The sequence below is a fragment of the Sphingosinicella microcystinivorans genome (assembly GCF_027941835.1).
Lineage (GTDB): Bacteria > Pseudomonadota > Alphaproteobacteria > Sphingomonadales > Sphingomonadaceae > Sphingosinicella.
Genome location: NZ_CP116005.1, coordinates 1404978 through 1431089, shown reverse-complemented (window position 1 = coordinate 1431089; position 26112 = coordinate 1404978). Strand labels below are relative to the sequence as shown.

Here is a 26112-nt window from a genome sequence, read left to right as displayed (position 1 = left end):
CATGGCAGACCAGGTGATGCACGGCACGACCATCCTTGCCGTGCGCAAGAACGGCAAGGTGGTGATCGCAGGCGACGGACAGGTCAGCCTCGGCAACACCGTGATGAAGGGCGACGCGAAGAAGGTGCGCCGCCTCGGCGACGGCAGCGTGATCGGCGGCTTCGCCGGCGCGACCGCCGACGCCTTCACGCTCTTCGAACGGCTGGAAGCGAAGCTGGAGCGCTTCCCCGGCCAGCTGAAGCGCGCGGCGGTGGAACTCGCCAAGGACTGGCGGACAGACCGCTACCTCCGGCGGCTGGAGGCGATGATGATCGTCGCCGACCGCGAGGTGACGCTGGTGCTGACCGGCACGGGCGACGTGCTGGAACCCGAGCACCATGTGACCGCGATCGGCTCGGGCGGCAACTATGCACTCTCCGCCGCGCGGGCGCTGATCGACATCGACGGGCTTTCGGCCGACGACGTGGCGCAGAAGGCCATGAACATCGCCGCCGACATCTGCGTCTTCACCAACACCAATCTCACCATCGAAACGCTGGAGGCGGCCCAATGAACGTCGAAGCCCCCATCAAGAACACCGCAGGATCGGGCGAAGCCATCTCCGCGCTCACGCCGAAGGCCGTCGTCGCGGCGCTCGACCGCTACATCGTCGGCCAGAACGACGCCAAGCGCGCCGTCGCCGTCGCGCTCAGGAACCGCTGGCGGCGCCAGCAGCTGCCCGAGGACATGCGCGACGAGGTGAGCCCCAAGAACATCCTGATGATCGGGCCGACCGGCTGCGGCAAGACCGAGATCAGCCGCCGCCTCGCGAAGCTCGCCGAGGCGCCGTTCCTGAAGGTGGAGGCGACCAAGTTCACCGAGGTCGGCTATGTCGGCCGCGACGTCGAGCAAATCGTGCGCGATCTCGTCGAGGAAGCCATCCGCCTCGTCCGCGAGACGAAGCGCAAGGGCGTGCGCGATCAGGCCGAGCAGGCCGCCGAGGCGCGCGTGCTCGACGCGCTCGTCGGCAAGGACGCGAGCGGCGCCACGCGCGACCGCTTCCGCGAGAAGCTGATCGCGGGCGAGCTTTCCGACAAGGAGATCGAGATCGAGGTCGACGAGGCCCCGCAGATGCCCTTCGAGATCCCCGGCATGGCCGGGCAGGTCGGCATGATCGACCTCGGCGGCATGTTCGGCAAGCTGGGCGGCCAGCGCACCAGGAAGCGCAAGCTGAAGGTGCGGCAGGCGTGGGAAGCGCTCGTCAACGAGGAGTCCGACAAGCGCCTCGACCAGGAGGAGGTGAACCGCGAGGCGATCCAGGCGGCCGAGCAGAACGGCATCGTGTTCCTCGACGAGATCGACAAGATCGCCGTTTCCGACGTGCGCGGCGGCTCCGTCTCGCGCGAAGGCGTGCAGCGCGACCTCTTGCCGCTGATCGAGGGCACGACGGTCGCCACCAAGTACGGCCCGGTGAAGACGGACCATATCCTGTTCATCGCCTCGGGCGCGTTCCATGTCGCCAAGCCCTCGGACCTGCTGCCGGAGCTTCAGGGCCGCCTGCCGATCCGCGTCGAGCTCAAGGGCCTGACGGAAGCGGATTTCCGCCGCATCCTGACGGACACCGAAGCCTCGCTGGTGAAGCAGTACGCGGCGCTGATCGGCACGGAGGGCGTGAACCTCGACTTCACCGACGACGCCATCGACGCCATAGCGCGGATCGCGGCGCAGGTGAACGACCGCATCGAGAACATCGGCGCGCGGCGGCTCCAGACGGTGCTCGAGAAGCTGCTCGAGGAGATCAGCTTCGACGCCTCCGAGCGCGGCGGCTCGGCGGTGAGGATCGACGCGGCCTACGTGGACGCGCAGCTTTCCGACATCGCGCGCGACAACGATCTGTCGAAGTACATTCTCTAGATGGTCCTCAGCCGCACGAAACGCGGGTGATGTTGCCGCCTTCGTCGGTCGAAATGGTCAGCCGGTCCGGCCGGAAGTCCATCGTCACCGCGCCGTTCGGCGGCACGACGCGCGCGGTGCGGGCGCCGGTTGCCGCCTTCATCTTCCCGATCGTCGCCTCGTCGGCGGTCTGGCCGATGAACCGTTGCGCCTTCTCCACGTCGCAGGCCATCGCGAGATCATCCTTCGGGGCGTGCTCCGGCTTGCTGAACCTGTAGACGACGCGGTCCGTCTTGCCGCGCACGGCGGGATCGAACACCGACTTCGACAGGTCGTCGCCCGGCACGCGCAGCACATCCGATTCGCCTTCGAAAGCAAAACCGGCGCGCTCGAAATCCGCGCGGATCACGGCGGGGTCGATGCGGTGCGTCTTGTCCGCCTCGGCGCGCACGTCGGCGCCCGCGGGGCCGACGTGGTCGATGACGCCGACGATGCCGCCCGGCTTCATGGCGCCGTAGAGCTTCGCGAGCACCTCCGCGGGCTCGACGCGCGCGAAGCCGTATTCGGCGCTTTCCCAATAGGTGTCGTGATAGACGAGGTGCAGCAGCGCGAAATCGAAGCTGGCGGGCGCGAGCGCGAGGTTCGGCAGCGGCACCGCGAACGCCGAGGCGTTCTTCACGCGGCTGCGGATGCCGTCCCACGCCGCCTTCGCCTGATCGCTTGCGGCGATGCCGGGCGGGTTCCACGCGACGACGGCGCCCTTCGGCCCGACCGCGCGCGCCATGATCTCGCTGTAATAGCCGCGCCCGGCGAGGAAATCGAACGCCCGGTCGCCGCGCTCGAGGCCGAGGAACTTCAGGACCTCGGCAGGCTTGCGGCTCTCGTCGAGCTTCACCTCGGCTTCCGGGCGGTCCTTCGCGGCGACTGCGGCCGCAACGGCGGCGGGCGCGGCATGGACAGGCAGCGCGGGCAGGAGCAGCGCAGCGGCGAGCAACGCGAACGTCTTCGAGGTCATCGGCGGTCTCCCCTGATTCCTGTTCCCGATCATGCCACTCGCGGCAACGACGGTACAGCTACCGCTTGCGCCGCAGGATCACGTACCACGCGCCGCTGCCGCCGTGGCGCGGGTGCGCGGGGCGGATGGCGGCGATGAAGGGCCGGAGCGCCGGGGTCGCCGCCCAGCGGGAGAAGTTCGCGGCGATGACGCCGCGCGGACGCCCGTCCTTGCCGGCGGGGCGGGTCTTGCCGGTGATGACGAGCAGCGTGCGCACATCGTCCCGCCATGCGCGCTGCAACGCCCCGGCGAGGGCTTCGTAGGCCTCGTCCTGCGTGTGGCCATGCAGATCGACGGTGCGCTCCGCCTCGATATTGCCCTTGCGGATGCGGCGGTCCCAGCCGCCGTCGAGCGAGGCGGCTTCCGGCGCGGCGGCGGCGCGCTGGCGCGAGAGTTCAGGGGCTTCGACCGGCTGCGGGCGGACCTGCACGCGCAGCCGCGGCGGCTCCGGCGGCAGGGGGCCGCGCGATCTCAGCGGGCGGACGGACGCCGTGACCTTCGCCCAGAGTACGTCATCGGGCGCGGCGTCCGCGTCCGAAGGCGGTTCAGGCCGCCGCGCCACGGGTGAGACGCGCCGCCGCCGCCTTCGGCAGCAGGATGAAGGCCGCGCCCTCGCTGGAAAGCCCGCCGGCGATGGTGCGCGCCCGCTCGCCCGCGCCCCAGAACAGGTCGAAGCGGTTCGCGCCCTTGATGGCGCCGCCGGTGTCCTGCGCCACCATCAGCGCCGCGAACGGCTTCATGCCGCGATCGACATCCGTGTAGCGCGTGGAGAGCCAGACGGGCGCCCCCAGGGGCACGAACATCGGATCGGCGGCGAGGCTGCGCTCCGGCGTCACCGGCGTGCCCATCGCGCCGAGCGGACCTTCGCCGGTCAGTTCCTTGAAGAAGATGTAGCTTTTGTTCTCGTGCATCAGCTTGCGGCCGTCTTCGGGGTTGGCGCGCAGCCAGCGCATGATGCCCTGCATCGAGGCCTCGCCGGGGGCGAGCACGTTCATGTCCCGGAGCCGCCGCCCGATGCCAACATACTCGCGGCCGTTCTGGCCCGCGTAGCCGATGCGCATGACGCTGCCGTCCGGCAGGCGCAGGCGCCCCGAGCCCTGGATCTGGAGGAAGAAGAACTCCACCTCGTCCGCCGCCCACGCGATCTCGAGGTTGCGGTCGAACAGCGCGCCGTTGTCGATGTCCTCGCGCGACCAGTAGAGCTGGTAGGCGCCGGTCTCGTCGATGCGGCCGGTGGCCTTCTTCATCTGGGCAGGGTTGGCCGGATCGGGCTGGTCGACGCGCACGAGGTCGTCGGGAAGCCCGTAGATCGGCACCAGATAGCCGGGGCCGCGCGTGCGCGATCCCGCGATCTCCGGCTCGTAGTAGCCGGTGACGAACGCCGCGCCGGTGCCGACGCGGACAGGCGTGAAGTTCACCTCGAAGAAGGCGCGCGCGTCGGTGGCGGCGGGAACGAGGTTGCAGGCGGTTTCCCAGTCGGACGCGATGGTGAGCCCGGAGAGGTCCGTGCGGCGCGTGACGGCGCGGCAGGACTTGCGGAACGCGGCGAGGGTGGCGGCGAAGTCGTTGGTTTCCCAGCCGGGAATCTCGGCGAACGTGGCGGGCACGGCGCCGAGCGCCGCCGCCGTCGCGGGCCCTGCGGGTGCCGTCGGCGCAGGCTGCGCACCCGGCGACACCGGTGCGGCAGGCGTCGTGACGGCGCGCGGCGACGCGCACGCGGCGACCGCGAGCAGGAACAGCATGGGGAAAAGGCGATGACGCACGCGGAACTCCGGCAAACCTTGATCGGAGCGCAGGGCTAGCGGATTTCGGTCGCGGCGGGAATCCGCATTCGTCGCAAGGACGCCGCGATCAGGCGTCCTCGTCGGTGTCGATGAGCAGCCAGTTGGGGTCGGCGGCGCCGGTGTGGCGGCTGAACGTCCAGACGTCGTGCGACTGCACCGCGTCCGACAGCGAGCCGCTGACGACGCTGCCCGCCTTGTCGCGCGTGATGGCGACGAGATCGGCGTCGAAGCGCAGCGTCACCTCGGCCATCGCGCCGCGAAGCTGCGCGGCGACGATCTCCACCTTTTCCAGCGACACGAGGCGATTGTCGAGCGTCAGCCCTTCCGCCTCGCGCGCGGCGATCGCCTCGGCGAACTGGTCGGCGATGTCGTCGGAAACGAGATCGCGCAGCGCCGCGACGTCGCCCTTCCAGAAGGCTTCGAGGATCATGCGATAGGCGGCCTTGGCGCCCTCGGCGAAGCGCGACGGATCGAAGGAGGGATCGGCCGCGGCGATCGCGTTCAGCGATTCCTTCAGCGCGGGCGACATGTCGGCGGGAAGGTCGAGCGGCGCGGCGGGCGGCAGGTCGTAGCTGCCCGCGCGCGGCGGCGTCTGCTGCTCGGCGGGGCTGCGGCGGACGATTTCGCCCGCGGGCTCCTCGTGGCCGGTGCGGCGGCCGAGCACGCTGACGAGCCGAAGGGCGATGAACCCCGCGAGCATCGCCAGAACGACGATCTCGATCAGTCCGCTGCTGTCGCCCATGATTCTCTACCTTCAAGCGTCCTTTCAACCGCATTTGCTTAACAGCGCCGTGCGGCCCCGTCCACGCAGCTTAACCTGTTTTCCGTTAAGATAGGCTATTCTCCGCCGCATACAAGGAACAGCGCCGCCTTGCGCCGGTTCCATGCGCCTGCTAGCGAGCGCGCGATATTCCAGCATTCAACAGAATTGAGACCTGCATCATGGCCGAGAACGAAACGGGCGACGAAGGCTACATCAACGGCAACGGCGGCGAAGCCCCGGCGGAAGCCCTGCCGCAGGTTAGCATCCTCGCGCAGTACGTGAAGGACCTGTCGTTCGAGAACCCCGGCGCGCCGCAGTCGCTGCAGCAGGGCGCGGGCCAGCCGAAGATCGAGATCAACGTCAACGTCGGCGTCCGCCAGCAGGGCGAGAACGTCTACGAGGTGGAGCTGAAGCTCTCCGCGAACGCGACCTTCGAGACCGGCAAGACCGCCTTCATCACCGAGCTTCTCTACGGCGGCCTGTTCGGCCTCCAGAACGTGCCGCAGGAGCACCTCGAGCTGTTCCTCGTCGTCGAGGCGCCGCGCCAGCTGTTCCCGTTCGCCCGCCGCATCTTCGCGGACGCGACGCGTGACGGCGGCTTCCCGCCGCTGATGCTCGACCCGATCGACTTCGCGCAGCTCTATTTCGCCCGCCAGCAGCAGGCGGAAGAGGCAGGCCAGTCCGGCGAGATCGGGCACGCCTGAGGCCTCGCGGGAGGCAGCGCCCATGTCGCTCGTCAAGAGCGTCGGCGTCATCGGAGGGCTGACCCTCGTCAGCCGCGTCTTCGGCTTTGCCCGCGACATGCTGCTTTCGCGCCTGCTCGGCGCGGGCGCGGGCGCGGACGCCTTCTTCGTGGCGTTCAAGCTGCCGAACATCTTCCGCCGCCTGTTCGCGGAAGGCGCGTTTAGTGCCGCCTACGTGCCGATGTTCAGCAAGGAACTGCACGGCCCCGGCGGCATGAAGGCCGCGGAGCGCTTCTCGGCGAACGTGCTGTCCGTGTTCCTGCCCGTGCTGCTGCTGTTCACGGCGCTGTTCGAGATCTTCATGCCCGGCGTCGTCTGGCTGATGGCGAGCGCCTACAAGGACGTGCCGGGCAAGTTCGAGCTGACCGTCGAGCTGACCCGAATCGCCTTTCCCTACCTGCTGCTCATCAGCCTCGTGTCGCTGCTCTCGGGCGTGCTCAATTCCATGTCGAAGTTCGCCGCCGCCGCCGCCGCGCCGATCCTGCTCAACCTCTGCCTCATCATCGGCGTGCTGTTCTTCGGCAGCACCACGGGCGACAGCGCAGAGACGGCGCGGGCGCTCGCGGTTTCGGTGACGGTGGCGGGCATCGTGCAGTTCGTGTGGCTACTGTGGGCGGTGCGCCGGGCCGGGCTGACGCTGCGTCTCCGCTGGCCGCGACTCGACCCCAAGGTGCGGGAACTCGGCCGCATCATCGTGCCCGCGACGTTCGGCGCGGGCATCTACCAGCTCTCCCAGCTCATCGACACGTTCTTCGCGACCCGGCTCGAGGAGGGCGCGATGAGCTTCCTGAACTACGCCGACCGGCTGAACCAGTTGCCGCTCGGCGTCGTCGGCATCGCGCTCGGCACCGCGATCCTGCCCGCGCTCAGCCGCCTCATCGCGCGCGCGGACGCGGATGGCGCGCAGAAGCTGCAAGGCACGGCGGTCGAGCTTTCGATGCTGCTGACGCTGCCCGCCGCCGTGGCGCTCGCCGTTGCCGCGCACCCGATCGTGGAGGCGATCTTCCTCGGCGGCCGGTTCACGGCGGCGCATGTTTCCGTCACCTCGGGCGTGCTGGTGGCGCTCGTCGCCGGTCTGCCCGCCTATGTGCTGATCAAGGTGCTGACGCCCGGCTTCTTCGCGCGCGGCGACACGAAGACGCCGGTGAAGACCGCCGCGGCGGCGCTCACCTTCAACGTCGCCGTGATCCTGCTCGTCATCGACCGCTTCGGAATCGTGGGGCTTGCGGCGGCGACCGCCGTTTCGAGCTGGTTCAACTGTGTGCTGCTCTACACGATCCTCCACCGGCGCGGGCACTTCACGCTGACGGGCGCGGTGCTCCTGCGCGTCGGCAAGCAGCTTCTCGCCGCGCTCGTGATGGCCGCCGGGCTCTGGTGGGTGACGGGCGCGCTCGGGTCCGCCTTCACCGGCGGCGCGCTGGCGCGCGCGGGCGCGCTGACGGCGGTCGTCGTGACCGGGGCGGGCCTTTATTTCGGGACGCTCTGGGCGATCGGCGGCTTCCACCACGAACACCTCGCCAAGCTCCGGCGCGGCAACAGCGCCTGAGCAACATCGCTTGACCTTCATGCCGCGCGGGGCCTAACGGCGGCGCGCTATGACACAGACTTTCCAACCGCGCGTCTTTTCCGGCATCCAGCCGACCGGCAACCTGCACCTCGGCAACTACCTCGGCGCCATCCGCAACTGGGTGGACATGCAGCACCGGCACGAATGCGTCTATTGCATCGTGGACCTGCACGCGATCACGCTGTGGCAGGAGCCGGAGGCGCTGCGCCGGGGCATCCACGAGATGGCCGCCGCGCTGCTCGCGAGTGGCATCGACCCCGAGCGCGCCGTGCTGTTCAACCAGAGCCAGGTGCACATGCACGCCGAGCTGTGCTGGATCCTGATGTGCACCGCGCGCATGGGCTGGATGCAGCGCATGACGCAGTTCAAGGAGAAGTCGGGCAAGGACCGCGAAGGCGCCTCCGTCGGGCTGTTCGGCTATCCTGTGCTGCAGGCGGCCGACATCCTCGGCTACAAGGCGACGCACGTGCCGGTGGGCGAGGACCAGAAGCAGCATCTCGAACTCTCCCGCGACATCGCGCAGAAGTTCAACACCGACTACGGCGTGCAGCTGTTCCCGCTTCCCGAGCCCGTGATCCAGGGCCCGGCGACGCGCGTGATGTCGCTGCGCGACGGCACCGCGAAGATGTCGAAATCCGATCCCTCGGACATGAGCCGCATCAACCTCGCCGACGACGCCGACGCCATCGCGCAGAAGATCAGGAAGGCGAAGACCGACCCCGAGCCGCTGCCGGGCGACGTCGTGGGACTCGAGTCGCGGCCCGAGGCGCGGAACCTCGTCTCGATCTACGCGGCGCTTGCGGGAACGAGCGCCGAGGCGGTGCTCGCGGAGTTCGAGGGCAAGGGCTTCGGCGCGTTCAAGCCCGCGCTCGCCGACCTCACGGTGAGCGTGCTGGCGCCGATCGCCGCGCGTTTCCGCGAGCTTTGCGCCGATCCCGGCCATCTCGACGCCGTGCTGGCGAAGGGCGCGGCGCGTGCCGACGCCATCGCGGCGCCGGTGCTCGCGGAGGTGAAACGGACCGTCGGATTCCTTGGTGGCTTCCCCGGCTGAGGACTTTGAAAATTCAGGGATCGTTCAGCCGCGCACATGCATTATATAAGCATGGCGAAGGTGCGAACGAGAAAGCCCGTAGGTGAATAGCATGAAACTGCCGAAGATCCTGTTGTCGCTGGGGCTGCTGGCGCTGGTCGCCGCCTGCACGACGCCCTTCACTGCCGACGTTTCCCGCTTCCAGCGCCTGCCGGCGCCGTCGGGCGAGAGCTTCGCGATCGAGGCCCGCGACCCGGCCCGCTCGGGCGGCCTCGAGTTCGCGCAATACGCGTCCTACGTCGAGAACAAGCTCGTCCAGCAGGGCTATCAGCGCGCCGCCTCGCCCGAGGCCGCGACGCTCGTCGTCAAGCTCGACTACGGCGTCAACGACGGCCGCGAGAAGATCGACACCCGCTACACCGGCTTCGGCGCGGGTTACGGATGGGGTGGCTGGGGCTGGCCCTACTACAGCCGCTACCGCTACCACCCCTATTACTGGGGCTCGTTCTACGATCCGTTCTGGGGCCCCGGCTACGGCGGCGCCGAGGTTTACAGCTACACCGTCTACCGCTCGTTCCTCGACATGGACATCGTCCGCAAGAACGGCGCGCCGGTGTTCGAGGGCCGTGCCGAGGCGACGACGCGCTCGTCCGACCTCACCAAGCTCGTGCCCAACCTCGTCGAGGCGATGTTCCAGGGCTTCCCGGGCAATTCCGGGCAGACCGTGCGCGTGAAGGTCGACCAGAAGAAGAGCGGCTACTGACGGTTCGCGAGGGCGGCGGGGGCTTCCCTGCCGCCTCGTCGCGCGCTTCGGCCTTTCGTGCCGCATCGCCCCACGCGCAAAACCGGTTCCCACTTTCGCGCACGATGCTCTAAGAACAGCGCGTGGGTATATTCGACATCTTCCGCCGCCAGACGGTGAACCCCGTCACCGCCGCCGGTGCCGAAACCGACGGCACCGGCCTCGCCGGACGCATCGCCGCGATGCCGCGCTGGATGCTGATGATCCTCGGCGCGTTCTTCGCCGCGATCCTCTACTGGGGCGTCATCGGCAGCCTGCTGTCTGACACGCGGGCCGATCTCACCGTGCGTCCCGGAACCACCGTGTTGCCGCCGGGCGGAAGCGTTGCGGTGGCGACGGCCGCAATGCTGCTCGATCAGGCGCTGGACAAGGGCTGGACGCCCAACGACAGCCTGCTCCGCCCCACCGGCCTGCTCGAGGACATGCCCGCCTTCCAGCGCGGGCAGCACTCCGCGATCAGCGCGTTCGTCACCAGCTTCGATCAGGGCGTCGGCGGCGACCCCGAACTCAGCGAGGCGGCGGAGGCGCTGAAGACGCCGCCCGATCGCGGCTGGCTGCACGGCGACTTTCCCTTCATCGGCGGCTCCGCCGAAAGCCGCTACCGCGACGCGATCGAGGCGCTGGCGCGCTACAACCGCGCGGTCGCGGAAAGCGCGGCGCCGGGCGAGGGCGACGCCCGCGAGCTGCGGCTCGCGCTGCTCGGCCTCAGCGCCGCGCTCGCGGAAGAAGCGGGCGCGGTCGACCGCATGATCGACGACAGCCGCGTCGGCAGCGCCGACGCGCAGTTCAACGAGGTCCGCGGCGGCGCCTATGCGGCCGCCATGCTGATGCGCGGACTGCGCGAGGATTTCGGCACGACGATCGGCCAGCGGCAGCTCGCCGCGACATGGGCCGAGACGACCGAAGCGCTCGATGCCGTCGCCGGAAAGCGCCCCGCCTTCGGCGTCGGCCGGCAGGATCTCGTCGAGCAGGGCTATTTCCTGATGCGCGCACGCGAATCGCTGCGCACACTCGCGGCAGGCCTCGCCCGATGACGGCCCCGGGGACGGCCCTAGGGACGGGGACGCCCAACTATCTCGTCGTCGTCGACGACACCGACGAATCGGCGCTGGCCATGCGCTATGCCGCCATCCGCGCGAAGATGACCGGCGGCAACATCATGCTCGTGAATATCGTTCCCAAGCCCGAGTTCCTGCTCTCCGGCGGGCTTCAGGACATGATCGCCGCCGAAGCCCAGGAGGCCGCCGAGGCCCTGCTCAGCCGCAAGGCCGACGAGGTGATGACGCTTTCGGGGCAGCGCCCGGCGCTGGTGATCCGCGAGGGCAAGGCGGTCGACGAAGTCGGCCGGATCCTGACGGAGAACAAGGTCCACGCGCTGATCCTCGGCGCCGCCGCGAAGGGCGCGCCGGGGCCGCTCGTCAGCCATTTCTCCGGCGAGCGCGCCGGCAACCTCCCCTGCGTGGTGGTCATCGTGCCCGGCGGGCTCGATCCGGAAGCAATCGACCGTCTGGCTTGATCCGGCGGGCAAGGCACGCCACATGGGGCGGGCAGCAGTCAGGACAACCGCCATGTTCATCGAGACCCAGGCCACACCCAACCCCGCGACCGTGAAGTTCCTTCCCGGGCGCACCGTGATGCCTTCGGGAACCGTCGATTTCGGATCGCCCGAGGCCGCGGAGGCATCGCCGCTGGCAAGCGCGCTCTTCGCGCTCGGCGACGTCACGGGCGTGTTCCTCGGCAGCGACTTCATCTCCGTGACGCGCGCCGAGGGCGGCAGCGAATGGCGCGAGCTGAAGCCGCAGGTGCTCGGCATCATCGTCGACCATTTCGCGAGCGGCGCGCCGCTCCTGAATGAAACCGGCGCCGCCGAAACCGAGGTCGAGGTCGAGGACGATCCGGAGACTGCGGACATCGTCGCGCAGATCAGGGACCTGCTGGAAACGCGCATCCGGCCCGCGGTCGCCAACGACGGCGGCGACATCATCTACAAGGGCTTCAGGGAAGGCGTCGTCTACCTCCAGATGCAGGGCGCCTGCTCGGGCTGCCCCTCGTCGACGGCGACGCTCAAGAACGGCATCGAAAACCTTCTGAAATACTATGTGCCGGAAGTCACGGACGTCCGCGCCGTCTGACCGGCCCGGCGACAGAACAGGGAGTCCCCATGACCGATCATCTGCTGAGCGACCGCGACCTCGACCTCATCTTCCGCAGCGCGAGGACGCACAACGACTGGTCCGACCGCCCGGTTTCCGACGTGCAGCTGCGCGCCGTCTACGACCTGATGCGCATGGGGCCGACCTCGGCGAACTGCGAGCCCGCGCGGATCGTGTTCGCGAAAAGCCCGGAAGCGCGCGAGAAGCTCGCCGCCTGCGCTTCGGGCAGCAACGCGCCGAAGATCCGGCAGGCGCCCGTCACCGCCATCATCGGCATGGACATGAAGTTCTACGACCAGCTGCCGAAGCTGTTCCCGCACACCGACGCGCGCAGCTGGTTCACCAGCAACGACGCCCTCGTCCGTGAAACCGCGTTCCGCAACTCCTCGCTGCAGGGCGCGTATTTCATCATCGCGGCGCGCGCGATCGGGCTCAATTGCGGCCCGATGTCGGGCTTCGACAAGGCGAAGGTCGACGCCGCCTTCTTCGCGGGCACCGACATCGAGACGAACTTCATCTGCTCGATCGGCTACGGCACCGAGAAGAACCTGTTCCCGCGCAGCCCGCGCCTGTCGTTCGAAGAGGCCGCGTCCATCGTCTGATGCTGCTCGCGATCGAAACCGGCACCGCCGCCTGTTCGGTCGCGCTGATCGACGGGACGGCCATCGTCGCGGCGCGGCACGAGATCATCGGCCGCGGCCATTCCGAGCGGCTCGTGCCGCTCGTCGAGGCCGTGCTCGCCGAATCCGGCGCGCGCCCGCGCGCCATCGCGGTCGACGTGGGTCCGGGGAGCTTCACCGGGCTTCGCGTCGGCATCGCCGCCGCGCGGGGCTTCGGGCTCGTCTGGGACGTGCCGGTCCACGGCTTTTCGTCGATGACGCTGCTTGCCGCGCGCGCCTTCGCCGCGAGCGACGCCCCGCATCTCACGGCCGTGCTGGACGCCGGGCGCGGCGAGGTGTTCGTGCAGGCGTTCGGCCGGGACCTGCAAGCGGCAGCGCCGGTCGCGGCGCTGCCGGTCGCCGCCGCTGCCGCGGCGTGCGCAGGCCCGCTGGCGGGAACGGGCGCGCCGCTGCTGAAGGATGCGGGCAGCCCCGCCGCCGTCCTTTCGGACACGCCGCCCGACGCGCGCGACGTGAGGCTGTTGCCGCCTTCGCTCCGCACCTTGCCGCCGACGCCGCTTTACGTGCGCGCACCCGATGCGAAGCTACCAGCATGAGGCATTTCCGCACCGTCACGATCGACGACGTGCCCGCGCTCGCGGTGCTGATGTCGCGCGCCTTCGATCCGCGCTACGGCGAGGGCTGGAACGGCAGCCAGCTGCTCGGCACGCTGACGATGCCGGGCACGCGCTCCGAAATGGCGGTTGCGGACGCGGCGCCCGCCGGCTTCACGCTGACGCGCTTCGCGGGCGAGGACTGCGAGCTTCTGCTGATCGCCGTCGATCCGCCGCGCTGCGGGCAGGGTATCGGAACGGAACTGTTGAAACGATCCGTTGATCTTGCGAAACAATCCGGCGCCCGGCGCATGTTCCTGGAAGTCCGCGCCGGCAACAATGCCGCGCGCGGGCTTTATGAACGCCAGGGGTTTATCTGTGTCGGACAGAGAAAAGATTATTATTCCGGCGAAAATCACTTGCGCTTCGATGCGATGACCATGGCGCTGTCACTGTAGATATTTCGACTGTTCGTAAAATACGTTAAATCTTGCGAAAATCATTCGGACGCTACATAAGTTCGGCAGTCCAACAACAAAACAGTCGGGGTCAACAGGTCTTATGAACGAACAAAGCGAAAATCATCAGGAGCTACTTGCGCTCACGGCGGACATCGTGTCGTCGCATGTCGCAAACAATACGGTGGCGGTTTCGGACCTGCCGAACGTGATCGAGAACGTCTATTCGACGCTCGCGAAGCTTGGTGGGGCGGTGGAGCCTGCAAAGCCGCGCCAGGAACCTGCGGTTTCGGTCCGCGCATCGGTGAAGCCCGACTTCATCATCTGTCTGGAGGACGGCAAGAAGCTGAAAATGCTGAAACGCCACCTGATGACGCACTACAACATGACGCCGGACGAGTATCGCGCGAAGTGGAACCTTCCCGCCGACTATCCGATGGTCGCCCCCAACTACGCCTTGCAGCGCCAGGCGCTCGCCAAGAAGATCGGCCTCGGCACCAAGCGCGCCGGCAAACGCAAGTAGCCCGCGCCAAACGCGCGAAGGCATCAGGGACGCGCAGGGACGGACTTGTCCGTCCCTGTTTCCGTGCCTACACTCCGCCCATGACCAAGATCGACATCGAAGCCATTTGCGCCGAGCGCGGCCTGCGCATCACCGAACAGCGCCGCGTGATCGCGCGGGTGCTCTCCGATGCGGACGACCATCCCGATGTCGAGGAGCTGTATCGGCGGGCATCGGCGATCGATGCCGGCATTTCCATCGCCACGGTCTATCGCACGGTGCGCCTCTTCGAGGAGGCCGGCATCCTCGAACGTCACGATTTCCGCGACGGCCGCTCGCGCTATGAGCCGACGCCCGAGGAGCATCACGATCACCTGATCGACGTGGAGACCGGCGCCGTCATCGAGTTCCACGACGACGCGCTCGAAGAGCTGCAGCGCGCGATCGCCGACCGCCTCGGCTTCGAGCTGGTCGATCACCGGCTGGAGCTCTACGGCCGGGCGCGCAAGACCACGCCCGCGAATTGACGCGAGCCGAAGGCACGCCGGTGCGCGATTCCCGTTCCTATTTCGTCAAGACGTTCGGCTGCCAGATGAACGTCTACGACAGCGAGCGCATGGCGGAGCTGCTGGAGGCGGAAGGCCACACGCCGGCGGCCTCGGCGGAGGACGCCGATATCGTCGTGCTCAACACCTGCCACATCCGCGAACGCGCCAGCGAGAAGGTCTATTCGGAGATCGGACGGCTGAAGCACCGCGAGGGGCCGAAGCCGGTCGTCGCGGTCGCGGGCTGCGTGGCGCAGGCGGAAGGCGCCGAGATCGTGCGCCGCGCGCCCGCGGTCGATGTCGTCGTGGGGCCGCAGGCCTATCACCGGCTGCCGGACCTGATCGCGCGGGCGAAGGAGCGCCCGGTCGAGACCGACCTGCCGACGCTGGAGAAGTTCGAGGCGCTCGGCAAGCGCCGCAAGGCCGCGCCCTCGTCGTTCCTGACGATCCAGGAGGGCTGCGACAAGTTCTGCACCTACTGCGTCGTGCCCTACACGCGCGGCGCCGAGGTTTCGCGGCCCGCGGCAGCAATCCTTGAAGAGGCCCGCCGCCTCGCGGGCGAGGGCGCGCGCGAGATCGTGCTGCTCGGGCAGAACGTCAACGCCTATCGCCACGACGGCACCGACTTCGCGGCGCTCATCGCCGAGGTCGCGGCGATCGAGGGGATCGCCCGCATCCGCTACACGACGAGCCATCCCGCCGACATGACGGACGCGCTGATCGACGCGCACGGCGCCACGCCCAAACTGATGCCCTACCTGCACCTCCCCGTGCAGTCCGGCTCCAACCGTGTGCTGAAGGCGATGAACCGCTCGCACACGGCCGAGACCTATCTCGCCATCATCGAGAAGCTGCGCGCCGCGCGCGCCGACATGGCGATCTCCGGCGACTTCATCGTCGGCTTTCCCGGCGAGACCGAGGCCGAGTTCGAGGAGACGCTCGCGATCATCCGCGCGGCGAACTACGCGCAGGCCTATTCGTTCAAATATTCGGCGCGCCCCGGCACCCCGGCGGCGGAGATGGGCGGACAGATCGGCGAGGACGTGAAGTCGGACCGGCTGCACCGGCTGCAGGCGCTGGTGCAGGAACAGCAGCTGGCGTTCAACCGCGCCGCGCTCGGCCGCACCATGCCCATCCTGCTGGAACGCCCCGGCAAGCACGTGGGGCAGCTCATCGGCAAGTCGCCGTGGCTGCAATCCGTATACGTCGACGCGCGCGGCGCGAGCATCGGAGACATCGTGACGGTGGAGATCGAAGGCGCCTTCGCGAACAGTCTTGCAGGACGCATCGCGTTCGCCGAAGCTGCCTGACGATGGCCAGAAAATCCGCTCCGCTCTCCCCGCCCGCCGCGAACGACCGCGTCCGGCTCGAACTCGATTTCAACCGCGCCGAACTGCTCGGCGCGCTGTTCGGCCAGTACGACCAGAACCTGATCGCCATCGAGAACCGGCTCGGCGTCTATATCGCCGCGCGCGGCAACCGGCTTTCGATCGAGGGCGAGGCCCACGCCGCGGCGCGGGCGCGCGACGTGCTGACCGGCCTCTACAATCGCCTCGCGCTCGGCCAGAGCGTCGATGTCGGCGACGTGGAGGGCGCGCTCGCGCTGTCGCAGGACCCGTCGCTCGAAGGCCTCGTCCGCGCCGAGGACGGCGGCGCCTCGCCGGTCATCATCCGCACGCGGCGCAAGACCATCGTGCCGCGCTCGCCGACGCAGCTTCGCTACATGGAGGCGCTCAGCCGGCAGGACATCATCTTCGCATTGGGACCGGCGGGCACGGGCAAGACCTATGTGGCGGTGGCGCAGGCGGTGAGCCAGCTCATCGCGGGCTCGGTCGACCGGCTGATCCTGTCGCGCCCGGCGGTGGAGGCGGGCGAGCGGCTCGGCTTCCTCCCCGGCGACATGCGCGAGAAGGTCGATCCCTACCTCCGGCCGCTCTACGACGCGCTCTACGACATGCTGCCGTCCGAACAGGTGGAGCGGCGCATCGCCAGCGGCGAGATCGAGATCGCGCCCATCGCCTTCATGCGCGGGCGCACGCTCGCCAATGCCTTCGTCATCCTCGACGAGGCGCAGAACACCACGCCCGAGCAGATGAAGATGTTCCTCACCCGCTTCGGGCAGGGCAGCCGCATGGTGATCTGCGGCGACCCGAAGCAGGTCGACCTGCCCAACCCCGGCCGCTCCGGACTTCACGACGCCACGCAGCGCCTCGAGGGCATCGAGGGCATCGCCGTGGTGCGCTTCGGCGCAGGCGACGTGGTGCGCCATCCGATCGTCGGCCGCATCGTGGAGGCCTACGAAGGCCCCGATGCTTGACGTCGCCGCGAGCATCGCGGGCGGCGCATGGCCGGATGCCGACTGGACAGCGCTCGCCGAAACCGCCTGCCGCGCCGCGCTCGCCGAGACGCCCTATGCGGGCCTGATCGACGCGAGCTTCTGCTGCGAGGTTTCGATTCGCCTGACCGACGATGCCGAGGTGAAGACGCTGAACGCGCAGTATCGCGGCAAGGACAAGCCCACGAACGTGCTGTCGTTCCCGATGGTGCAGCCCGACCTGCTGGAGGGCCTTTCCAACAGCGACGACGGCGAGGTGCTGCTCGGCGACATCGTGCTCGCCGACGGCGTCGTGGCGCGCGAAGCCGCCGAGCGCGGCATCGGCATCGCCGATCACGCGACGCATCTCATCGTCCACGGGCTCCTGCATCTCGTCGGCTACGACCACGAGCATGACGCCGAAGCCGAGGCGATGGAGGAGATGGAACACCGCGCGCTCGGGTCGCTGGGGATTGCCAACCCCTACGCCGGCGAGGCATGACGGTTCGGAAACGATGAGCGACGAACCTCCGAGTAGCAGCGGCGACCAGCCGTTCCGACCCCTTCTCCGCGCCTTGCGGAGCCTGATCTTCGGCCGCGGCGGCGAAGCGACGCTGCGCGAGAGCATCGAGGAAGCCCTCGAGGACCACGCCGACGACACCCCCGAAGGCGACGATCTTTCCCAGACAGAGCGCCTGATGCTGCGGAATCTGCTCGATTTCGGCGAGCGGCGCGTCGGCGACGTGATGGTGCCGCGCGGCGACATCATCGCCTGCGACGTGGAGGACAGTTTCCAGACGCTGGTCGCGGCGTTCGTCGATGCCGGGCACAGCCGCCTGCCGGTTTTCCGCGAATCGCTCGACGATGTGATCGGCATGATTCACGTGAAGGACGTCTACGCCGTGATCGCGGGCGAGGGGCGCAGCGCCAACGTGGCGGCGGAGAGCCTGCTGCGCCCGGTGCTGTTCGTGCCGCCCGCGATGCGCGTGCTCGATCTGCTCGCGCGGATGCGGCAGGGGCGCACGCACATGGCGATCGTCGTCGACGAGTACGGTGGCACCGACGGGCTCGTCACCATCGAGGACCTCGTCGAGGAGATCGTCGGCGACATCGCCGACGAGCACGACGAGGAAGAGGCCGAGGCGATCACGCCGCTGCCGGACGGCGGCTTCGCGGTGGACGCGCGCGTCGACATCGAGGCGCTGGAAACGGCGACGGGCGCGCCGCTCTCGGAAGCGGCGGACGGCGACGTCGACACGGTCGGCGGCCTCGTCTTCATGCTGGCGGGCCACATCCCGGTGATCGGCGAGATCGTGGAGCATCCGGGCGGCTGGTCGTTCGAGGTAACCGCCGGGGACGAGCGCAAGATCGAGCGCGTGCGCGCGTATCCGCCGCCGGCGGTTCCGGCCGCGGCCAGCGGGGCGTGACGGTCCCTGCGGGCCGGGCGCGCCTCGGCCTTCTGTTCATCGCAGGCATCGCGAGCAGCCTCGGCTTCGCGCCGTGGAACCTGTGGCCGCTGACGCTGATCGGGATCGGCTGGCTGATCCGCGAAACCGCCGCGGCCGCAAGCCGGCGGCAGGCGGCGAGGGCGGGGTGGGCGTTCGGATTCGGGCACTTCCTGCTCGGCACGCACTGGATCGCGCAGGCGTTCCAATACCAGCAGGACATGCCCGCGTGGACGGGATGGATCGGCGTGGTGCTGCTCTCCGCCTATCTCGCGGTTTTCCCGGCCGTGGCGGCGCTGGCGGCACGGCGGATCGCGCCCGCGGGGCTGGCGCTGGTGTTGGGCTTCGCGGGCTGCTGGACGCTCGCGGAAGCCCTGCGCGGCGTGCTGTTCTCGGGCTTCCCGTGGAATCCGCTGGGCGCTGTCGCGCTGCCGATGGCGGGGCTGGGGCAGGGCGCGGCGCTCGTCGGCGCGCTCGGGCTTTCCGCGGTGATCGTGCTGGCGTCGGGCGCGCTTTATGCGCTCGGCGAACGGCAATGGCGCACGGGCGGCGCGATCCTCGGCCTGACGGCGGCGGCGGCGCTGGCGGGGCTGATGCCGCTGCGGACGCCGACCGGGCTTACGACCACGCGCCTCAACATCGTGCAGGCCGACATCGGGCAGGACGAGAAATGGTCCGAGGACGGCGTCGAGCGCGCCGTCGCCAAGTATCTCGACCTTTCGCCCGCGCCGACAGCGAGCCCGCGCGTGCTGATCTGGCCCGAAGCGGCCATCCCCGATCTCCTCGACGAAATGCCGTCGATGCGCCGCAGGCTCGGCGCGCATCTGGGACCCGGCGACCTGATGCTGCTCGGCGCGCTGAAGGCGATCCGCGAGGACGACGGCACCGCGATCGCCGCGCACAACAGCCTGTTCGCGCTCGACACCGAAGGCGGCATCCTCGCGCGCTACGACAAGAAGCGGCTGGTGCCGTTCGGCGAGTTCCTGCCCGCGCGGACGCTGCTGAACGCCATCGGGCTCGACCGGCTCGCCCCCGGCGCGCTCGATTTCTGGCCGGGGCCGGGCCCGCGCACGCTGCCGCTGCCCGGCGGCGTCCCGGCGGTCGGGCCGCTGATCTGCTACGAAGTGATCTTCGACGGCCGCGTGACCGAGGCCGGGTATCGCCCGGCGTGGCTGCTCAACGTCTCCAACGACGCGTGGTTCGCGGGCGCGGGCGCCGAGATGCACCTCGCGCAGGCACGGCTGCGCAGCATCGAGGAAGGCCTGCCGATGGCGCGCTCCACGCCCACGGGAATCAGCGCCGTGATCGACGCGAACGGCCGCGTCACCGCCGCCATGCCGCGCGGGCAGGCGGGCGTGATCGACGCGCGGCTCCCGGAGGCGAACCCGCCGACGCTGTTCAGCCATGCCGGCCGCATCCTGCCGCTGCTGCTCGCGGCGCTGCTCGCGCTTCTCGGCTGGAGCCTCGCCCGCAGACGCTGACGCCTTGCGCCCCGGAACGGATACAAATACACCCGCTATGGTTGTATTTCGTCCCGTCCCGGAGCTATGCCGAGCGAAGCCGTCCATCCCGTCGACCTTCACGTGGGCAGGCGCCTGCGCGAAAGCCGCACGGCGCTCAGGCTGACGCAGGCCGAACTCGGCGCCGACCTCGGCGTCAGCGCGCAGCAGGTGCAGAAGTACGAGAACGGCAGCAACCGCATCAGCGCCAGCAAGCTCTTCGAGATCGCCGGGCGGCTCGGCACGGGCGTCGACTGGTTCTTCGCAGGACTGGACGCGCCGCGGACGCCGGGCCTCGCCGAACCGGCCGCCGCCTATGACGCGGGGCCCACGGCGCACGACCAGACCCGCGCGCTGATCGCCGCCTTCAAGTCGCTGCCCGACGACGCGGCGCGCGCGGAAGCGCTCGACTACGTGCGAAGCCGGGCCGAACAGATATAAACGATTCTTTATGTCCGCTTGCGCGGGGCACGCGGCGACGCTAGAGCGGGACGGTCCGTCGACTATTTCAGGAAAGACGCATGGCGCGCAGCGACTACCTCTTCACGTCCGAATCGGTTTCGGAAGGCCACCCCGACAAGGTCGCCGACCAGATCTCGGACGCGATCGTCGACCTGTTCCTTTCGAAAGACCCCGAAGCGCGCATCGCCTGCGAGACGCTGACGACGACGCAGCTCGTGGTGCTGGCGGGAGAGATCCGCTGCAAGGGCGTCTATGAGAACGGCGCGTGGGCGCCGGGCGCGCTCGACGAGATCGAGAAGACCGTGCGCGAGACGGTGAAGCGCATCGGCTACGCGCAGGACGGCTTCCACTGGGAGCAGCTGCGCTTCGAGAACAACCTCCACGGCCAGTCCGCGCACATCGCGCAGGGCGTCGACGAGGCGGGCAACAAGGACGAGGGCGCAGGCGACCAGGGCATCATGTTCGGCTACGCGACCGACGAGACGCCCGACCTGATGCCCGCGACGCTCGACTACAGCCACAAGATCCTCGCGCGGCTGGCGGCGGACCGCCATTCCGGCGCGGCGCCGTTCCTTGAGCCGGACAGCAAGAGCCAGGTGACGCTGCGCTACGCGGGCGGGGTGCCGGTGGAGGCGACGGCGCTCGTCGTTTCGACCCAGCACGCGCCGGGCTATTTCTGGCACGGCGGCGAGGGCGATCCCGACAAGTACAAGGTTCTGCGCGACTACGTAATGGGCGTGTTCCGGGACGTGCTGCCGGACGGCTTCGTGACCGACAGGACGGCGATCCACGTGAACCCCACCGGCCGCTTCGAGATCGGCGGGCCGGACGGCGACGCAGGGCTGACGGGCCGCAAGATCATCGTCGACACCTACGGCGGCGCCTCCCCCCACGGCGGCGGCGCGTTCAGCGGCAAGGACCCGACGAAGGTGGACCGCTCGGCGGCCTACATCGCGCGCTACCTTGCGAAGAACATCGTCGCGGCGGGATTGGCCAAGCGCTGCACGATCCAGCTTTCCTACGCGATCGGCGTCGCCGAGCCGCTGTCGCTCTACGTCGACCTGCACGGCACGGGCACGGTGGACGAGGCGAAGCTGGAAACGGTGATCCCGGAGCTCGTGCGCCTGACGCCGAAGGGCATCCGCGAACACCTCGGCCTCAACAAGCCGATCTACAGCAAGACCGCCGCCTACGGGCACTTCGGGCGCAAGCCCGAGGGCGACTTCTTCCCGTGGGAGAAGACCGATCTGGTGGATGCGCTGAAAGCGGCGGTTTAGGAAAAGCTCGGAGCCGGGCAGACCACGTTTGTCCCCTCACCGTCATCCCGGCCTGCGCCGGTATGACGGAATAGAAGGACCGGCGCCTCCGACTGCCGCCCGAATTCCTTTGTAAGAAATCCCGCATCGCTGCGACTGTCCCTCCACGAGCAATGCGCGGAGTGCGGGAATGAGCGGCCCCGAAGGCCAGAGCGAGCGGCAGGACGCGCTGTATGCGGACGCAGCGGCGGCGCATGGCGGCATGATCGCGCGGCTTTCGGCGGGTTATGAGGCGGACCCGGCGCTGCGCGAGGATCCGGAGCAGGAGATTCATCTCCAGCTGTGGCGCAGCTTCGCGACCTTCGCGAACCAGTGCAGCCTTGCGACATGGGTGCATCGCATCGCGCACAATGTGGGCGCGCGGCACGTGCATCGCGCGGTGCGCGCGAAGCCGGCCGCCTTCGTCGATCTCGATACCGTCGACATCGCCGACAGCCGTGCGGGGCCTGAGGACAGCGCCGACGCCGCCGCAACACTGGACCGGCTTTACGCCCTGATCTGGCGGCTGCGGCCGATCGACCGGCAGGTGCTGCTGCTGCACCTCGAAGAGGTCGACGCCGCCGCGAGCGCCGAGATCACCGGCCTGACGCCCGGGGCCGTCGCCACGCGCATCCACCGCATCAAGGCGCTGCTCGCCCGGCAATTCGCGGAAGGGAACCGGCCATGACCGATACGAACAACATGGGCGCGCTGTGGAAGGCGCAGGCCGTGCGGCCGCGCACGCTGCCCGCGGACGAGATCCACCGGCGGCACGCCGCACTCGAACGCCGCGTGCGCAGGCGCAACCGCATCGAATATCTGACCGCGGCGATGATGTTCGTCGCCGTCGCGGGACTCGTCCTCCTCGACATACGGCTCGGCGCGTTCGGCGCGGGCACGATCGGGTTGATCCTGCTGGGGATCGGCGGCGGCGCGGCGGTGTGGCAGCTTCACCGGCGCACCGGCGCGCGGCCGGCGATCGACGGCGCCCGGCCGAGCATCGACGCCTATCGCGACGGCCTGCGGCGGGAATGCGAGGCGCTCGCGTCCGTTGCGCGCTGGTACATCGCGCCGTTCCTGCCCGGCATGATCACGATCTACACGAGCGCATTGCTGAAGGTCGCGCCCGGCGACCGCCCGCTCGTGATCGCCCTGGCGGCGGCAACGGCGCTGCTCATGGGCTGGGTCGTCCGTCTGAACCGGCGCGGCGCACAGACGATCTCCGCCGAACTCGAAAGCCACGACCGGGGCTGACCGACCGACAAGCAGAAGGAGCGTTATCTTGCACTATTCCATGATCGCGGCCGTGATGGCCGTCACCGTCAGCGCAGCGGCGAGCGCCGGGCAAACGGGCTCCATCACCGAGCGGGGACGCGCCGTCTCCGACTGGTCCTCCGCCGAAAGCGTGGCCGCGCTTGCCGCGGCGGCATCTCCCGACCTCAAGGCGAAGATCGACGCAGGGGGCGGTCCGGCCGCCTTCTCGGCTGCGGTCGATGCGCAGATGGGCAAGCAGACGAACGTGTTCGACGAGGTCGAGATGACCGTCAACGGCCTGACCTTCTACCAGCGCCTCGCCGCCTATGAACGCGCGCCCGCCGCCATGACCACGATCGTGTGGGACGACAAGGGCACGGTGGCGGCCGCGACTGTGCAGCCGTCGTCTCCGCCGCCGCCCGCACCCGCCGCGGGCACCGGCGTGCCCGTCCGCCCGCCGTTCGCGACGCCGCGCGCGGGGACGTGGTTCACCTTCTGGGGCGGGCGCAACCTCGCCCGCAACTACCACATGGTGGCCCCCGCGCAGACCTATGCGTTCGACCTGCTGGTGGTGAAGGACGGCAAGAGCTTCTCCGGCCCCGCGAATGAGCACGCGTCCTACTACTGCTGGGGCGAGCCGGTGCTTGCGGTGGCGGACGGCGTCGTCACCGAGGCCGTCGACGGGCTGCCCGACATGCCGATCGGCGACCTCGGCGCGAAGGAAGCGGCGGGCAACCACGTGATCGTCCGCCACGGACCCGATCGGCACTCGCTCGTCGCGCACCTGCAACGCGGATCGACGAAGGTGAAGACAGGCGACACGGTGAAGGCGGGGCAGGCGCTCGGCCTCTGCGGCAACAGCGGCCGCACGTCCGAACCGCACATCCATTTCCACCTGCAGACGGGCGCGACCTTCGCCGATGCCGGCACCGGCCTTCCGGCGAACTTCCGCGACATGCTCGTCGACGGACGACCGGTGCGGGACGGCGAGCCGGTGCGCGGGCAGGCGATCGCGCTGGCGAAATAGCGCCCGCGAAACAGCACCCTCAGAGCGCGTCGATCGCCCGCGCCATCTCGATGTCGCGCATCGAGAGTCCGCCCGCGTCGTGCGTGGTGAGCAGGATGTCGACGCGGTTCCACACGTTTGACCATTCCGGGTGGTGGTCCGCCTTCTCGGCAAGGAGCGCCACCCGGCTCATGAAGCCGAACGCCTCGACGAAATCGCGGAAGCGGAAGCTGCGGGCGATGCCGTCGCGCGCTTCGTCGAGCGTCCACGCAGGCAGGGCCGGAAGCAGCGCCGCGCGCTCGGAATCCGAAAGTTTCTTCACCATCGCTGTCCTCCTGCTGGCGCGGCGGGGCGCATCCTCCTATGTCGTGGGGCATGGCCGTCCGTCAAACCTTTGCGCCGTCGCTCGATGACATCGAGGCGCTGGCGCGCGCCGCCATCGCGCGGCTGCCCGTACTGTTCCAGACCCACCTCGGCGCGGTGGTGCTGCGCATCGAGGACTTTCCCGACGAGGACGTGTGCCGCGACATGGAGCTGGAGAGCGAGTTCGACCTGCTCGGCCTCTATCAGGGCCACGCGGTGGGACGCTCCGTGGATGTTTCTGGGGCGCTCCCCGATACCGTCTATCTCTACCGGCGCCCGATCCTCGACCTGTGGGCGGAGGGCGAGGAGAGCCTCGAGCATATCGTGACGCACGTGCTGGTGCACGAGGTGGGGCACCATTTCGGCCTCTCCGACGAGGACATGCACCGGATCGAGGAATCAGCCCTCTAGAAGCGCGCCGACCCAGAGCGGCACGAGGTCGCCCGCGCGGCCGTGGCGCGCCTCGTGGAAGACATGCGTGCCCTCGGACGGCTCGAGGTTGATCTCCAGCGTATGCGCGCCGTAGTGCCGCGCGCCCTGCACGAACCCCGCCGCCGGATAGACCGCGCCCGAGGTGCCGATCGAGACGAACAGGTCGCACGCGGCGAGCGCCGCCTCGATCCGGTCCATGTGATAGGGCATCTCACCGAACCAGACGATGTCGGGCCGAAGCCGCCCGTGCGCGCCGCAGCGGGCGCACGCCGGGCCGTCCGACAGCGTGTCCGGCGCCGCCTGCCGCTCGCCGCAGGCGAGGCAGAAGGCGCGCTTCAGCTCGCCGTGCATGTGCACCATGCGCGCCGCGCCCGCGCGCTCGTGAAGGTCGTCGACGTTCTGCGTAACAATCAGCAGGTCGCCCGGCCATTCCGCATCGAGCCACGCCAGCGCGCGGTGCGCGGCGTTCGGCTCGACACGGGCGAGCGCAGCGCGGCGGGCGTCGTAGAACGCCTGCACCAGCGCCGGATCGCGGTGGAACGCCTGCGGCGTCGCCACGTCCTCGATGCGGTGGCCTTCCCACAGGCCGTCCGGCCCGCGGAAGGTGGGCACGCCGCTTTCCGCCGAAATGCCCGCGCCCGTGAGCACGACGATGCTTTGAAACCCCGTCCCTCGCATGACCTTGCGCACCGCTCCCCGATTGGCCAGAGATACGCCTTCGCATCGGCGTTCAAGGGGTTCAAGAGTTATGGCGAAGCGTGGCGGTGTGGCACGGATCGGCGTCCTCGGCGCGGGCGGGCGCATGGGGCAGAGCATCATCGCGCGCGTGCTCGACACGAAAGAGGCCGTGCTGGCCGGGGCCGCCGAGAAGCCCGGCCATCCGGCGATGGGCCGCAGCATCGCCCCCAGCCTCGTCATCTGCGCGAACACGCTGGCGCTCGCGCACAGCGCCGACGTGCTCGTCGACTTCACGACGCCGGATGCGCTGGAGGAGAATCTCACCGCCGCGTGCGACGCGGCGTGCGGCATCGTGATCGGCACCACGGGCCTCACGCCGAAGCACCACAGGCTGATCGACGAGGCGGCGAAGACGATTCCGGTGCTGCAGACCGCGAACACCAGCCTCGGCGTCACCATGCTCGCCGCGCTGGTCAGGGAGACCGCAAGCCGCCTCGGCGACGACTGGGACATCGAGATCGCCGAGATGCACCATCGCCACAAGGTCGATGCGCCCTCCGGCACCGCGCTGATGCTCGGCGAGGCCGCCGCGGCGGGCCGGGCCGTGAAACTGGCAAGCGCCGCCGTAAACGGCCGGGCGGGCGCAAACGCAGCCCGCAAGGTCGGCGAGATCGGCTTCGCGTCGCTGCGCGGCGGATCGGTGGCGGGCGACCACATGGTGATCCTGGCCGCGGACGGCGAGCGCATCGAGCTCGGCCACCGCGCCGAATCGCGCGAGATCTTCGCGCGCGGCGCCGTGCGCGCAGCGCTGTGGCTCGCCGGCAAGCCCGCCGGGCGCTACACGATGAACGAGGTGCTCGGGCTTTAGCATCAATAGC

At 69.3% G+C, this 26112-nt stretch carries 31 protein-coding genes and 1 pseudogene; 26 read left to right on the top strand and 6 right to left on the bottom strand.

Annotated elements, in window-relative coordinates; genetic code table 11:
* Position 1: 1 nt before the first annotated feature.
* Both hslV and hslU read left to right on the top strand, forming a co-directional pair.
* On the top strand, positions 2–553 hold the full coding sequence (hslV, locus tag PE061_RS06975) for an ATP-dependent protease subunit HslV (RefSeq protein ID WP_420794373.1): 552 nt from the start codon (positions 2–4) through the stop codon (positions 551–553).
* Positions 550–1893, top strand: a complete 1344-nt coding sequence (gene hslU / locus PE061_RS06970) for an ATP-dependent protease ATPase subunit HslU (protein WP_271258377.1) — start codon at positions 550–552, stop codon at positions 1891–1893. The genes hslV and hslU overlap by 4 nt, the downstream gene beginning before the upstream one ends.
* 7 nt (positions 1894–1900) lie before the next feature.
* On the opposite strand, the gene PE061_RS06965 is transcribed toward hslU, so the two are convergent.
* From PE061_RS06965 to PE061_RS06950, 4 genes are all read right to left on the bottom strand, one after another.
* Complete coding sequence (locus PE061_RS06965; RefSeq protein ID WP_271258376.1) at positions 1901–2887, bottom strand: I78 family peptidase inhibitor; 987 nt, start codon at positions 2885–2887, stop codon at positions 1901–1903.
* Positions 2888–2945: 58 nt separating this feature from the next.
* Positions 2946–3488 (bottom strand): Smr/MutS family protein, encoded by a 543-nt coding sequence (locus tag PE061_RS06960; RefSeq protein WP_271258375.1) that lies wholly within the window; start codon positions 3486–3488, stop codon positions 2946–2948.
* Positions 3472–4689 carry a murein transglycosylase A gene (locus PE061_RS06955; RefSeq protein WP_271258374.1) on the bottom strand — a complete coding sequence of 406 codons (1218 nt, stop codon included), beginning with the start codon at positions 4687–4689 and terminating at the stop codon, positions 3472–3474. Before PE061_RS06955 ends, PE061_RS06960 begins: the two co-directional genes overlap by 17 nt.
* Before the next feature lie 88 nt (positions 4690–4777).
* Complete coding sequence (locus PE061_RS06950; protein WP_271259144.1) at positions 4778–5434, bottom strand: Tim44/TimA family putative adaptor protein; 657 nt, start codon at positions 5432–5434, stop codon at positions 4778–4780.
* Between the two features lie 218 nt (positions 5435–5652).
* Between PE061_RS06950 and secB the strand changes: the two genes are divergently transcribed.
* The 22 genes from secB (at position 5653) to PE061_RS06840 (ending at position 23782) form a co-directional block, all read left to right on the top strand.
* On the top strand, positions 5653–6177 hold the full coding sequence (gene secB / locus PE061_RS06945) for a protein-export chaperone SecB (RefSeq protein ID WP_271258373.1): 525 nt from the start codon (positions 5653–5655) through the stop codon (positions 6175–6177).
* Positions 6178–6199: 22 nt separating this feature from the next.
* Complete coding sequence (murJ, locus tag PE061_RS06940; RefSeq protein WP_271258372.1) at positions 6200–7762, top strand: murein biosynthesis integral membrane protein MurJ; 1563 nt, start codon at positions 6200–6202, stop codon at positions 7760–7762.
* A gap of 49 nt (positions 7763–7811) precedes the next feature.
* Complete coding sequence (gene trpS, locus PE061_RS06935) at positions 7812–8834, top strand: tryptophan--tRNA ligase (protein ID WP_271258371.1); 1023 nt, start codon at positions 7812–7814, stop codon at positions 8832–8834.
* A 91-nt stretch (positions 8835–8925) separates the two neighbouring features.
* Positions 8926–9576, top strand: a complete 651-nt coding sequence (locus PE061_RS06930; protein WP_271258370.1) for a DUF4136 domain-containing protein — start codon at positions 8926–8928, stop codon at positions 9574–9576.
* 122 nt (positions 9577–9698) lie between these two features.
* On the top strand, positions 9699–10649 hold the full coding sequence (locus PE061_RS06925; protein WP_271258369.1) for a hypothetical protein: 951 nt from the start codon (positions 9699–9701) through the stop codon (positions 10647–10649).
* Entirely contained in the window at positions 10646–11131 is a 486-nt protein-coding gene (locus PE061_RS06920; RefSeq protein WP_271258368.1) for a universal stress protein, read from the top strand. Before PE061_RS06925 ends, PE061_RS06920 begins: the two co-directional genes overlap by 4 nt.
* Positions 11132–11183: 52 nt before the next feature.
* On the top strand, positions 11184–11747 hold the full coding sequence (locus PE061_RS06915; protein ID WP_271258367.1) for a NifU family protein: 564 nt from the start codon (positions 11184–11186) through the stop codon (positions 11745–11747).
* Positions 11748–11776: 29 nt separating this feature from the next.
* Positions 11777–12370, top strand: coding sequence for a malonic semialdehyde reductase (locus PE061_RS06910; protein WP_271258366.1), 594 nt, complete (start codon positions 11777–11779; stop codon positions 12368–12370).
* Entirely contained in the window at positions 12370–12984 is a 615-nt protein-coding gene (tsaB, locus tag PE061_RS06905) for a tRNA (adenosine(37)-N6)-threonylcarbamoyltransferase complex dimerization subunit type 1 TsaB (protein WP_271258365.1), read from the top strand. Before PE061_RS06910 ends, tsaB begins: the two co-directional genes overlap by 1 nt.
* Positions 12981–13439 carry a GNAT family N-acetyltransferase gene (locus PE061_RS06900; protein ID WP_271258364.1) on the top strand — a complete coding sequence of 153 codons (459 nt, stop codon included), beginning with the start codon at positions 12981–12983 and terminating at the stop codon, positions 13437–13439. Before tsaB ends, PE061_RS06900 begins: the two co-directional genes overlap by 4 nt.
* 103 nt (positions 13440–13542) lie before the next feature.
* Positions 13543–13962 carry a MucR family transcriptional regulator gene (locus tag PE061_RS06895; RefSeq protein WP_271258363.1) on the top strand — a complete coding sequence of 140 codons (420 nt, stop codon included), beginning with the start codon at positions 13543–13545 and terminating at the stop codon, positions 13960–13962.
* An 80-nt stretch (positions 13963–14042) separates the two neighbouring features.
* A complete protein-coding gene (locus tag PE061_RS06890) occupies positions 14043–14468 on the top strand; it encodes a Fur family transcriptional regulator (RefSeq protein ID WP_271258362.1) in 426 nt (141 codons plus the stop codon).
* The gene (gene miaB / locus PE061_RS06885) at positions 14465–15796 is read left to right on the top strand and encodes a tRNA (N6-isopentenyl adenosine(37)-C2)-methylthiotransferase MiaB (protein ID WP_271258361.1); all 1332 of its coding nucleotides are present in this window, start codon (positions 14465–14467) and stop codon (positions 15794–15796) included. Before PE061_RS06890 ends, miaB begins: the two co-directional genes overlap by 4 nt.
* Positions 15797–15798: 2 nt before the next feature.
* Positions 15799–16803, top strand: a complete 1005-nt coding sequence (locus PE061_RS06880) for a PhoH family protein (RefSeq protein ID WP_271258360.1) — start codon at positions 15799–15801, stop codon at positions 16801–16803.
* Complete coding sequence (gene ybeY / locus PE061_RS06875) at positions 16796–17302, top strand: rRNA maturation RNase YbeY (RefSeq protein WP_271258359.1); 507 nt, start codon at positions 16796–16798, stop codon at positions 17300–17302. Before PE061_RS06880 ends, ybeY begins: the two co-directional genes overlap by 8 nt.
* Positions 17303–17315: 13 nt before the next feature.
* On the top strand, positions 17316–18227 hold the full coding sequence (locus PE061_RS06870; RefSeq protein ID WP_271258358.1) for a hemolysin family protein: 912 nt from the start codon (positions 17316–17318) through the stop codon (positions 18225–18227).
* Positions 18224–19726, top strand: coding sequence for an apolipoprotein N-acyltransferase (gene lnt, locus PE061_RS06865; RefSeq protein WP_271258357.1), 1503 nt, complete (start codon positions 18224–18226; stop codon positions 19724–19726). Before PE061_RS06870 ends, lnt begins: the two co-directional genes overlap by 4 nt.
* A 66-nt stretch (positions 19727–19792) precedes the next feature.
* Positions 19793–20185, top strand: a complete 393-nt coding sequence (locus PE061_RS06860) for a helix-turn-helix domain-containing protein (RefSeq protein WP_271258356.1) — start codon at positions 19793–19795, stop codon at positions 20183–20185.
* An 80-nt stretch (positions 20186–20265) separates the two neighbouring features.
* Entirely contained in the window at positions 20266–21483 is a 1218-nt protein-coding gene (metK, locus tag PE061_RS06855; RefSeq protein ID WP_271258355.1) for a methionine adenosyltransferase, read from the top strand.
* Between the two features lie 169 nt (positions 21484–21652).
* Positions 21653–22189 (top strand): RNA polymerase sigma factor, encoded by a 537-nt coding sequence (locus tag PE061_RS06850; protein ID WP_271258354.1) that lies wholly within the window; start codon positions 21653–21655, stop codon positions 22187–22189.
* Positions 22186–22755, top strand: coding sequence for a hypothetical protein (locus tag PE061_RS06845; protein WP_271258353.1), 570 nt, complete (start codon positions 22186–22188; stop codon positions 22753–22755). The genes PE061_RS06850 and PE061_RS06845 overlap by 4 nt, the downstream gene beginning before the upstream one ends.
* Positions 22756–22783: 28 nt before the next feature.
* Positions 22784–23782: a M23 family metallopeptidase gene (locus PE061_RS06840; RefSeq protein WP_271258352.1), complete on the top strand. Its 999-nt coding sequence runs from the start codon at positions 22784–22786 to the stop codon at positions 23780–23782.
* Positions 23783–23801: 19 nt separating this feature from the next.
* Here the strand turns inward: PE061_RS06840 and PE061_RS06835 are convergent.
* A pseudogene (locus PE061_RS06835) lies at positions 23802–24092 on the bottom strand (4a-hydroxytetrahydrobiopterin dehydratase); the annotation flags it as partial.
* A gap of 32 nt (positions 24093–24124) precedes the next feature.
* Here PE061_RS06835 and PE061_RS06830 point away from each other — a divergent pair.
* Positions 24125–24535, top strand: a complete 411-nt coding sequence (locus PE061_RS06830) for a metallopeptidase family protein (RefSeq protein WP_271258351.1) — start codon at positions 24125–24127, stop codon at positions 24533–24535.
* On the opposite strand, the gene PE061_RS06825 is transcribed toward PE061_RS06830, so the two are convergent.
* A complete protein-coding gene (locus tag PE061_RS06825; RefSeq protein WP_271258350.1) occupies positions 24524–25234 on the bottom strand; it encodes an NAD-dependent deacylase in 711 nt (236 codons plus the stop codon). The two genes, PE061_RS06830 and PE061_RS06825, sit on opposite strands and share 12 nt — an antisense overlap.
* Before the next feature lie 88 nt (positions 25235–25322).
* Here PE061_RS06825 and dapB point away from each other — a divergent pair, with 88 nt between their 5' ends.
* On the top strand, positions 25323–26102 hold the full coding sequence (gene dapB / locus PE061_RS06820) for a 4-hydroxy-tetrahydrodipicolinate reductase (RefSeq protein ID WP_271259143.1): 780 nt from the start codon (positions 25323–25325) through the stop codon (positions 26100–26102).
* The last annotated feature ends 10 nt before the right edge of the window (positions 26103–26112 follow it).

Coding starts and splice junctions, on each gene's coding strand:
- PE061_RS06830 (WP_271258351.1), top strand. CDS start 24,125: ATGTCGTGGGGCATGGCCGTCCGTCAAACCTTTGCGCCGTCGCTCGAT.
- tsaB (WP_271258365.1), top strand. CDS start 12,370: ATGCTGCTCGCGATCGAAACCGGCACCGCCGCCTGTTCGGTCGCGCTG.
- metK (WP_271258355.1), top strand. CDS start 20,266: ATGGCGCGCAGCGACTACCTCTTCACGTCCGAATCGGTTTCGGAAGGC.
- hslV (WP_420794373.1), top strand. CDS start 2: ATGGCAGACCAGGTGATGCACGGCACGACCATCCTTGCCGTGCGCAAG.
- PE061_RS06965 (WP_271258376.1), bottom strand. CDS start 2,887: ATGACCTCGAAGACGTTCGCGTTGCTCGCCGCTGCGCTGCTCCTGCCC.
- PE061_RS06870 (WP_271258358.1), top strand. CDS start 17,316: ATGAGCGACGAACCTCCGAGTAGCAGCGGCGACCAGCCGTTCCGACCC.
- PE061_RS06915 (WP_271258367.1), top strand. CDS start 11,184: ATGTTCATCGAGACCCAGGCCACACCCAACCCCGCGACCGTGAAGTTC.
- PE061_RS06860 (WP_271258356.1), top strand. CDS start 19,793: ATGCCGAGCGAAGCCGTCCATCCCGTCGACCTTCACGTGGGCAGGCGC.
- PE061_RS06850 (WP_271258354.1), top strand. CDS start 21,653: ATGAGCGGCCCCGAAGGCCAGAGCGAGCGGCAGGACGCGCTGTATGCG.
- PE061_RS06845 (WP_271258353.1), top strand. CDS start 22,186: ATGACCGATACGAACAACATGGGCGCGCTGTGGAAGGCGCAGGCCGTG.
- PE061_RS06890 (WP_271258362.1), top strand. CDS start 14,043: ATGACCAAGATCGACATCGAAGCCATTTGCGCCGAGCGCGGCCTGCGC.
- hslU (WP_271258377.1), top strand. CDS start 550: ATGAACGTCGAAGCCCCCATCAAGAACACCGCAGGATCGGGCGAAGCC.
- ybeY (WP_271258359.1), top strand. CDS start 16,796: ATGCTTGACGTCGCCGCGAGCATCGCGGGCGGCGCATGGCCGGATGCC.
- murJ (WP_271258372.1), top strand. CDS start 6,200: ATGTCGCTCGTCAAGAGCGTCGGCGTCATCGGAGGGCTGACCCTCGTC.
- PE061_RS06900 (WP_271258364.1), top strand. CDS start 12,981: ATGAGGCATTTCCGCACCGTCACGATCGACGACGTGCCCGCGCTCGCG.
- PE061_RS06895 (WP_271258363.1), top strand. CDS start 13,543: ATGAACGAACAAAGCGAAAATCATCAGGAGCTACTTGCGCTCACGGCG.
- PE061_RS06880 (WP_271258360.1), top strand. CDS start 15,799: ATGGCCAGAAAATCCGCTCCGCTCTCCCCGCCCGCCGCGAACGACCGC.
- PE061_RS06910 (WP_271258366.1), top strand. CDS start 11,777: ATGACCGATCATCTGCTGAGCGACCGCGACCTCGACCTCATCTTCCGC.
- trpS (WP_271258371.1), top strand. CDS start 7,812: ATGACACAGACTTTCCAACCGCGCGTCTTTTCCGGCATCCAGCCGACC.
- secB (WP_271258373.1), top strand. CDS start 5,653: ATGGCCGAGAACGAAACGGGCGACGAAGGCTACATCAACGGCAACGGC.
- PE061_RS06825 (WP_271258350.1), bottom strand. CDS start 25,234: ATGCGAGGGACGGGGTTTCAAAGCATCGTCGTGCTCACGGGCGCGGGC.
- PE061_RS06930 (WP_271258370.1), top strand. CDS start 8,926: ATGAAACTGCCGAAGATCCTGTTGTCGCTGGGGCTGCTGGCGCTGGTC.
- PE061_RS06920 (WP_271258368.1), top strand. CDS start 10,646: ATGACGGCCCCGGGGACGGCCCTAGGGACGGGGACGCCCAACTATCTC.